At 65.4% G+C, this 8,324-nt stretch carries 11 protein-coding genes and 1 pseudogene; 4 read left to right on the forward strand and 8 right to left on the reverse strand.

Annotated features, from left to right (window positions below):
* A partial coding sequence (locus tag LH128_RS18710) for an enoyl-CoA hydratase-related protein (RefSeq protein WP_008831246.1) occupies nt 1–208 on the reverse strand: 208 nt, incomplete at its 3' end.
* A gap of 62 nt (nt 209–270) precedes the next feature.
* Between LH128_RS18710 and LH128_RS18715 the strand changes: the two genes are divergently transcribed.
* The 3 genes from LH128_RS18715 to LH128_RS18725 all read left to right on the forward strand — a co-directional run bounded on the left by LH128_RS18715 (nt 271) and on the right by LH128_RS18725 (nt 1,816).
* Nucleotides 271–687: a secondary thiamine-phosphate synthase enzyme YjbQ gene (locus LH128_RS18715; RefSeq protein WP_008831247.1), complete on the forward strand. Its 417-nt coding sequence runs from the start codon at nt 271–273 to the stop codon at nt 685–687.
* Nucleotides 688–766: 79 nt separating this feature from the next.
* Nucleotides 767–1,441, forward strand: coding sequence for a CDP-alcohol phosphatidyltransferase family protein (locus LH128_RS18720; protein ID WP_008831248.1), 675 nt, complete (start codon nt 767–769; stop codon nt 1,439–1,441).
* Nucleotides 1,442–1,588: 147 nt separating this feature from the next.
* A complete protein-coding gene (locus tag LH128_RS18725) occupies nt 1,589–1,816 on the forward strand; it encodes a hypothetical protein (protein WP_008831249.1) in 228 nt (75 codons plus the stop codon).
* Between the two features lie 163 nt (nt 1,817–1,979).
* On the opposite strand, the gene LH128_RS18730 is transcribed toward LH128_RS18725, so the two are convergent.
* From LH128_RS18730 to LH128_RS18745, 4 genes are all read right to left on the reverse strand, one after another.
* Nucleotides 1,980–2,498, reverse strand: coding sequence for a CHAP domain-containing protein (locus tag LH128_RS18730; protein WP_008831250.1), 519 nt, complete (start codon nt 2,496–2,498; stop codon nt 1,980–1,982).
* 263 nt (nt 2,499–2,761) lie between these two features.
* Complete coding sequence (gene wecC, locus LH128_RS18735; protein ID WP_037520270.1) at nt 2,762–4,075, reverse strand: UDP-N-acetyl-D-mannosamine dehydrogenase; 1,314 nt, start codon at nt 4,073–4,075, stop codon at nt 2,762–2,764.
* Nucleotides 4,065–5,186 carry a non-hydrolyzing UDP-N-acetylglucosamine 2-epimerase gene (gene wecB / locus LH128_RS18740; RefSeq protein WP_008831252.1) on the reverse strand — a complete coding sequence of 374 codons (1,122 nt, stop codon included), beginning with the start codon at nt 5,184–5,186 and terminating at the stop codon, nt 4,065–4,067. The genes wecC and wecB overlap by 11 nt, the downstream gene beginning before the upstream one ends.
* A 46-nt stretch (nt 5,187–5,232) precedes the next feature.
* Nucleotides 5,233–5,931 carry a hypothetical protein gene (locus tag LH128_RS18745; protein ID WP_037520273.1) on the reverse strand — a complete coding sequence of 233 codons (699 nt, stop codon included), beginning with the start codon at nt 5,929–5,931 and terminating at the stop codon, nt 5,233–5,235.
* Between the two features lie 86 nt (nt 5,932–6,017).
* Here LH128_RS18745 and dcd point away from each other — a divergent pair, with 86 nt between their 5' ends.
* Nucleotides 6,018–6,572: a dCTP deaminase gene (dcd, locus tag LH128_RS18750; protein ID WP_008831254.1), complete on the forward strand. Its 555-nt coding sequence runs from the start codon at nt 6,018–6,020 to the stop codon at nt 6,570–6,572.
* A gap of 162 nt (nt 6,573–6,734) precedes the next feature.
* On the opposite strand, the gene LH128_RS18755 is transcribed toward dcd, so the two are convergent.
* The 3 genes and pseudogenes from LH128_RS18755 to LH128_RS18765 all read right to left on the reverse strand — a co-directional run.
* On the reverse strand, nt 6,735–7,175 hold the full coding sequence (locus LH128_RS18755) for a DUF2721 domain-containing protein (protein WP_008831255.1): 441 nt from the start codon (nt 7,173–7,175) through the stop codon (nt 6,735–6,737).
* 18 nt (nt 7,176–7,193) lie between these two features.
* Nucleotides 7,194–8,030, reverse strand: a complete 837-nt coding sequence (locus tag LH128_RS18760; RefSeq protein ID WP_008831256.1) for a class I mannose-6-phosphate isomerase — start codon at nt 8,028–8,030, stop codon at nt 7,194–7,196.
* A 10-nt stretch (nt 8,031–8,040) separates the two neighbouring features.
* Nucleotides 8,041–8,324 (reverse strand): annotated as a pseudogene (locus LH128_RS18765) (mannose-1-phosphate guanylyltransferase); the annotation flags it as partial.

An 8,324-nucleotide genomic window follows, 5' to 3' on the forward strand; every position in this document is an offset into this window, starting at 1 on the left:
TGCGCAAGTCCGCGCCCGCCGAGAACGCCTTGTCGCCCGAGGCCGTCAGGATCGCGACCCAGAGTGCCGGGTCGGCTTCGAAGCGGTCGAACACCTCGGACAGTTCGAAATGCGCCTCGGCGTGAAGGGCGTTGCGCATCTCGGGGCGGTCGATGGTGATGGTCATGACGCGGCCGTCCGTCGCCACCTTGCAGAACTGCGTGTCCATGGATGTCCTCTTCCTTTCGCGCCGTGGTTGAAAGCGGCGTCGCAAGCGGGCACCGTGGCGCAATGCGACAAGCCTCGACCATCCTTTCCATCGATACGCCGGGCCGCGGGTTCACCGAAATCACACGGGCGATGGCCGAGTGGCTGGCGCAGACCGGCATCGAGGAGGGTCTGTTGACGCTGCTGTGCCGCCACACCTCGGCCTCGCTGCTGATCCAGGAGAACGCCGCGCGCGAGGTGCGGGTGGACATCGCCGCCTGGCTCGACCGGCTGGCGCCCGAGGGTGCGCACTATGCCCATGACGACGAGGGGCCGGACGACATGCCTGCGCATCTCAAGGCGACGCTGACGGGCGTGAACCTGCAGATCCCGGTGATCGACGGACGCATGGCGCTGGGCATCTGGCAGGGCATCTATCTGGCCGAACACCGGCGCCGACCGCATTGCCGGGAGATCGCGGTGCATTTGATGGGGGAATAACCCCGTCAGACGCGACGGAATGGCCCATCACGGCGGCGGTTTACCTTGCCAAGCCATCCGCTTGTCACAATAAGGGCCCATGCAGGAAAATCGTATTGCGCCCCCCGTCCGTATTCAGGGCAACTTCCTTGCCATCGGGGAGCGGCGGCTGCTCAACTGGCTCTGCGCACGCATGCCGGCCTGGGTGAAGCCCGACCTGCTGACCGCGCTGGGCATGGTCGGTGCGGTCCTGATCTTCGCCGGATATGCCACCAGCCTGCTCGACGAAGACTGGCTGTGGCTGTGCATGCCGGGTTACCTGCTGCACTGGTTCGGCGATTCGATGGACGGCAGCCTCGCCCGCTTTCGCCATATCGAGCGGCCCCGCTACGGCTATTTCCTCGATCACAGCTGCGACGGTATCGCGACTTTCCTGATCCTGCTCGGCATCGGCGTGAGCCCCTATGTGCGGCTGGAAGTCTCGCTGATCGCCATGGTCGGCTACCTGCTGCTGTGCATTCACGCCTTCTTGGCGGTGCGGGTGCTGGGCGAGTTGCGGCTGTCGTACCTCAACGCCGGGCCGACCGAACTGCGCCTGATCCTCATCTCCCTGACGTTCGCGATGCTGATCCTCGGCGACAAGCAGCGCGACATGGAGGCGATGACCGTTTTCGACTGGTTCGTTGGCGGCGTGGGCGTGATCCTGATCGGCGTGTTCGTGGTGCAGACCGCGCGGTCGGTCCGCAGGCTGGCGCTTATAGACCCGGCCAAATGACCGACCTGCACGGCCTGTAATGCTACGTAAGTTCTTGTAAATTCCGCTCCCGTTCACCTGAACTTCAGGCGCGCAGGTGTCTTCACCGTCCCAAGGCGGGTGCGACGCCCTTGGCCCATTCGGCCGATCCGAGAACAGGGACTACCCGTGAACAAGACCAGCATGACCATCCTCGCCGCCCTTGCGCTGGGCGCTTTCGCACCGTCCGTGGCCGGTGCGCAGACGGCGCAGCATGATACGCACACCGCCGCCAGGCCGGTGGTGAAGAAGACCACCACCGTGCGCAAGACTGGCGTTACCAAGAAGCAGCCCGCGAAGAAGGTGACCTGCCGCTATCAGGTGCAGCGCGGCAAGAAGGTCAGGGTCTGCAAGTAATCAGGCTGCGAAAGCGGGCCGCCACCGAGTACCCCCTGCGTTCGGCAGGGGAGGCGTCCGCTTTCGCATCCTGTACCGTCCCGGGCTTGACCCAGGATCGGGCGCACACGCGTCTACGGTCCCGGGTCAAGTCCGGGACGGCAACAGCGGCGATAAATAGAGATCAGCCCTGCGAGGGAAGCTGCGCGAAAGCGGCCTGGAAGGTGTCGCTGGGCAGGCCGGGCTTCTGATCGGCGGCAGCGGCGCCAGGCGCGTAGATGAAGCCGAAGGTCGGGCTGGTGCGCAGGCCCAGCGACTGAGTCGGGGCGTACCACACGCGAACACTGCTCCAGTCGCCGTTGGCCGAGACGTCTTCGGCCATGGCCGACTTCTCGATCATGCCGGGGCGCGACCAGTTGGCGTGGTTGAGCACCACATGGCGCTCATCGACGATCTTGCTGACGACGGCCACGTGGCCCACCGGCATCGCGCCGGTCGCCTTGAACACCAGCACCGAGCCGGTCATCGGGGTCTTGCCGCGCGCGTACGTGCCTTCGGCCTGACCCCACCACGTTGCAGCGTTGCCGTGCAGATCGATGGCTGAATGTTCCCGCGCATAAGGTGCGCACTGGAGCGGACGGGCCATGGCCGGCTGGGTGAACAGAGCGACAGCGGCCAGAGCGAGTGCGGGAACGAATTTCATGGACAGGAGTTATAACGCGCAACTCTTGTTGCGATAGCGAAGGGGGCAGGCGGTCACCGCCCCTCTCGCACGGTTCGTCGCACTGTCCACAAGCGACGAAATGCGATGAAGTGTTTGGTCGCAAGATTCTGGAACAACTAGGCAAATTTTGCCGGGTGGCGCCGAATCGGCCTTATCCATCAGCGAAACGAAGAAGCCCGGGGCAGCGTAGTGCTACTCCGGGCTTCTTCGTTTCGTCCGCGGGTGACGCAGGTTGGGCCGCCTCAGCTCGCCAGAGCCAGCTTCGCCGCTTCCTCGCGCACGACGCGGGGCTGGTCGGCCCAGATGCCGCGCGTATCGTAGACCAGCTTGGTCGCGCGTTCGGCCAGCGGCACGACGCGGAAGACGTCGTGGTCCACCAGCACGATCAGGATCTCGCAAGTCTCCAGCGCTTCGTCGATGTCGATCTGGGTGACGCCGGTGTCGGTGAACTCGATCGGCAGTTCGGCGGCATAGGGCTCGACGATCGAGACGCGCTCCCCGAACTTGCGCGCGATGCGGCTGGCGACGAAGCGGGCCGGACTCTCGCGGAAGTCGTCGATGTTGGCCTTGAAGGCGAGGCCGAGGCAGGCGATGCGTGCGTCCGGATGAGCTTCGATCAGGGCTACGGCCTTGGCGATGACGTGGTGCATCTTGCCGTCGTTGACGCCGCGGGCGGTGCGGATCAGCGGGGTTTCCTCGGGCGCGCCGTGGACGATGAACCAGGGGTCCACCGCGATGCAGTGGCCGCCGACGCCCGGGCCGGGCGAGAGGATGTTGACGCGCGGGTGACGGTTGGCGAGGCGGATCACCTCCCACACGTCCAGCCCCATGCGGTCCGAGACGATCGACAGTTCGTTGGCGAAGGCGATGTTGACGTCGCGGTAGGCGTTCTCGACCAGCTTGGTCATCTCGGCCGCGCGCGCGTCGGTGGTGACGCATTCGCCGCGCACGAAGCGCTTGTAGAACGCCAGCGCCTTGCGCGCGCAGCGCGGGGTGATGCCGCCGATCGACCGGTCGTTGTTGGTCAGTTCCTCGAGTATGCGGCCAGGCAGGACGCGCTCGGGGCAGTAGGCGATCGAGATGTCCGGGGTTTCGCGCGTCAGACCGGGAATTTTCAGGTCCGGGCGCATCTGCGCGATCATGTCGCGCATTTTCTCGGTGGTGCCGACCGGCGAGGTCGATTCGAGGATCACCACGTCGCCCGCCTTGAGCACCGGCGCGATCTTGCGGCCCGCTGCAAGGACATACGAGATGTCAGGGGCGTGGTCGCCCTTCTCGTCCTTCTCGAACGGCGTGGGCACCGCGATCACGAAGACGTCGGCGGGCTCCACCTCCAGCGAGGCCGACAGCAGCCCGCGCGAAACGACGCCCTGCACGAGACCGTCGAGGTCGACTTCCTCGATATGGATCTCGCCGCGATTGATGGTGTCGACCACCTTCTTCGACACGTCGAGGCCCAGCACCTTGCTGCCCGAACGGGCGATCACGGCGGCGGTGGGAAGTCCGATGTAGCCGAGGCCGACGACGCAGACCAAGGGTTTGTTATCAGATTTCATTCGCAAGCAGCTCCAGGATGCGGCGCGAGGTCTGCCCGTCTCCGAATGGATTGTGGGCGCGCGCCATGGCCTCGTAGGCGGTCTTATCGTCGAGCAGGGTTGATAATTCGGTAACGATCCGGCGCGCATCGGTGCCGACGAGTTTCGCGGTGCCCGCCTCGACGCCTTCGGGCCGCTCGGTGGTCTCACGCATCACCAGTACCGGCTTGCCGAGGGCCGGGGCTTCCTCCTGCACGCCGCCCGAATCGGTGAGCATGATCTCGCTGATCGCCAGCAGCCGGGCGAAGTGCGGGTAGTCGAGCGGCTCGATCAGCGCGACGTTGTCGAGGCCGGAAAGACGCTCGTTCATCACCTTGCGCACGTTGGGGTTCAGGTGGACGGGGAAGATCACCGCCGTGTCGGGGCGCGATGCGATTTCGCGGATGGCCTGCGCGATCTGCTCCATGCCCTCCCCGAAGTTCTCGCGGCGGTGGCTGGTGACACCGATGATGCGCTTTCCTGCGAAGCGGGTTTCGAGGTCGGCGAGGCCTGACGCGAGAGCGGGATTACGCTCAATCTCGGCGGTGACCCAATGCAGCGCGTCGATCACGGTATTGCCGGTGACGTGGACGCGGTCGGCCGCCACATTCTCGCGCAGCAGGGCAGCCTCGCTGGTGGTGGTGGGCGCGAAGTGCAGGCTCGCCATGGCGCCGATGATCTTGCGATTCACCTCCTCGGGCCACGGATGGTAGATGTTGTAGCTGCGCAGCCCTGCCTCGACGTGATCGACCGGCAGCTTGCGGTAATAGGCCGCGAGAGCGCCCGACATGGCGGTGGCGGTGTCGCCCTGCACGATCACGCGGGTTGGCTTCACTTCGTCCATCACCTTGCCCAGCCCGGTGAGCAGGTTCGCCGTCAGCGCGTCGAGCGTCTGGTCGGGCTGCATCACGTCGAGGTCGTGATCAGGCACGATCCCGGCGATCTCCAGCACCTGATCGAGCATCTGGCGGTGTTGCGCGGAGACGCAGACCACGCACTCGAACCGGGGATCGGCCTTGAGCGCGTGGACGACGGGGAACAGCTTGATGGCTTCCGGGCGCGTGCCGAAAACGACGAGGATGCGTGCGGTCATACGGCGGGGCTTAGCAGCCGTGTGTTAAATGGAGACTAAAGCCTTTTCATTTCGCCAGAGTATAGCGTCCGTCGATACTCGTGCCCGCCGTGCAATAATCATCCGTGTGCGGCTGGTGCCCGGCTTCGGCATAGGACAGCTGGAAGGCGTCCTTGCCGCTGGGGGTGAAGACCAGCATCGGCAGTCCTTCTTCCAGTGAGGCGACGGTCCAGGTCTGCTTGTCGTCGTCGCGGCTCATGACCCCGTCCAGCGTGCAGGACGGGCGACCCTTGAAGGACAGCGAGATGACCAGCATCGCCTTGCCGTCGATTAGCGGGACGATCCGCACGGGGCCGGAATAGCCCGCTTCTCCCCGCGCGAATTGCCCCGACGGGAACGGCAGGAAAGGGATACGCGCGTGCTTGCCCTCGGCAAAGTTGAGACGGCTTTCGCGGCGCTTCAGGGCGCGGTTGATGCAGTGCTGGTCTTGGCAATGTTCGGCGCGGCCGCGCGCCTGTCCGATCGCGGCAGAATAGACCTGCGAATGCGCGGGCTTGTCGAGTGTTGTCTTCAGCCAGGCGAGTTGCGCGTCCTCCCGTTTCGCCAGTTCGGCCGCCTTGGCCTTGGCCTGCGGGCTCGGGTCGATCTTCGCGGCAGGCGGCGGCTCGGCGCCTGCATCCGATTCGGGATTGCACGCGGTCAGAGCGAGCAATGGAGCAGCCAGCGAAACCAGCGTCAGGGCGAAGCGGCGGGGAAGCATCGTCACGGGGCTCAGCCTATCCCCGCCTTTCCACGTGGACAACCCCGCACGAGGCTCTTGCCCGCCCGCACCGCTTGGGTAACACCCGCGCCATGTCTATCCTCAGCGACAAGTGGATCCGCCAGCAGGCCCAGGAACACGGCATGATCGAGCCGTTCGTGGAGGCGCAGCGCCGCGACGGGTGCATTTCCTACGGCCTGTCTTCCTATGGCTACGACGCCCGCGTCGCGCCGGAGTTCAAGATCTTCACCAACGTCGATTCGGCAGTGGTCGATCCCAAGGACTTTGCGGCGAACTCCTTCGTGGACCGTACCACCGACGTCTGCGTGATCCCGCCCAACTCCTTCGCGCTGGCCCGCACGGTCGAATACTTCCGCGTCCCGCGCGACGTTCTGGTCATATGCCTGGGCAAGAGCACCTATGCGCGCTGCGGCATCATCGTGAACGTCACGCCGCTGGAACCGGGCTGGGAAGGCCACGTGACGCTCGAATTCTCGAACACCACCCCCCTGCCCGCGAAGATCTACGCCAACGAGGGCGCCTGCCAGTTCCTGTTCCTCAAGGGCAACGAACCGTGTGAGACGAGCTATGCCGACCGCGCGGGCAAGTACATGGGCCAGCGCGGAGTGACGCTGCCCCGGCTCTGAGAGCCTGTCTGCAAATTCGCTGAAGCGAATTTGGCGGCACCGGCCCCAGTTGCAAGTACTTGGCCCACCCGGCCTCCCACGGAAGTATACTTGATGGGAGGCCGGGTGGGGGCGTGGGCCGGTGCCGCGAAATTCGCCTGCGACGAATTTTCAAACGGATTCTCAGATGTGGCGATGAAGTTCCAGATAGTCGCTGGGGATGCGCAGTGCGTCGGCCGCCACTTGCGTTTCGCGCAGGAACAGCACGAGCGCGACGAGCAGCAGCACGATCGCCGCAAGGAAGGTCACCGCCGCCGCCGCATGCCAGTCCATCCCGCCAAGGCCGGACAGGAACAGCACCGCCACCGTCACGCCGATCGCCAGCGCCGAGAGCACCATGAAGCGCACCGCCTGGGTGATCAGCGTCATGCGCCGGTTCACCAGCCGCAGTTCGCTAACGACGATGTCGTGCTCCATGCCCTGCGTGGTGCCGTGCCGCTCCTGCAGGAGCCGCGCGCGATCGACCACGCGCCCGAGCCGCGTCGAGAGGATGTTGAGGATATTGCCGATGGCCACGAGCACGAAAACCGGCGTCAGTGCCAACTGGATGGTCTGGACGATCATGTCCCCCTTCATGCACCGTCAGGACGCGATTTTACAGGGCCTCGTCAGCAGGCAAACGCCGTTTTCCGCAAATCGTACGTCGGCGACGCTCATCGCCAGCGCACAGCTGCCGGGCGCGATGAACTCGCCCGCGACTTCGACCGCGCCCTCGCGCGGGATCACCAGCAGTGTATCGGGATAGCGCATCGCGATCTCCTGCGACGGCACGCCCGCGATCTGGTCCAGCACGAAGAGCGGGCCATCGACCAGCACCTGCGAGCCGTCCAGCGGCACGTGCTTGAACCATTTCTCGCGCGAATAGGGCTCGCCGTGCGATACCGCCATCCCGTCCTCCAGATGCAGCTCGCGCGGGCGGCCGTAGTCGTAGAGGCGATAGGTAATGTCGCTGTTCTGCTGCACCTCGATCAGGCTAACGCCTGCGCCGATGGCATGGACGGTATTGGCCGGGATGTAGAAGAAGTCGCCCGGCACGACCTCGTGCCAGGTCATCAGGTGTTCGATCGACCCGTCGAGCGCGGCGGCGCGCATCGCGTCCTCGCCGATCTCCCGGTCGAAGCCGATGCCCAGCTTGCCGCCCGGCTCGGCAGCGACGATCAGCCAGCATTCCTCCTTGCCCTGCCGCCCGATGCCCTTGGCCAGCGTCTGCGCATCGGAGGGGTGGACCTGCACCGACAGCGCCTCGCTGGCGAAGATGTACTTGACCAGAAGCTCGGGCAGAGCGGCGGGCGGCTCAAACCAGATTTCGCCGATGCGCTGGCCCTCGGGCGCCTCGAACGGCGCAGGCAGGACGTCCAGGCCCCAGGGCTTCTCGACCTGTCGGATCGGCAGCGAGGAGGAAGCGCGGGCGTTGGTCATCGACGAATACTCACTGATTCCTAGCGCCCGAAAGATTGCCCACCTTCTGCACGCCGGCAACCGTAGTGATCATGATGTCATCGCCATCGACGACGACAATCACGTCCTCCAGCCCGATCACAGAGACTCGCGGACCGTCGCTGTCGACCAGCACACCCCGGCAATCGACCATCTCGACCGTGCCCGAACCGCGCACCGCATTGCCGTGCTCATCGCTTTCCAGCGCCTCGTGCAGCGCCTGCCAGTTGCCGATGTCGGACCAGTCCATGTCGGCGGGCACCATCGCCGCGCGGG

It is taken from the genome of Sphingomonas sp. LH128 (assembly GCF_000293195.2).
In the GTDB taxonomy this organism is placed as follows: domain Bacteria; phylum Pseudomonadota; class Alphaproteobacteria; order Sphingomonadales; family Sphingomonadaceae; genus Novosphingobium; species Novosphingobium resinovorum_A.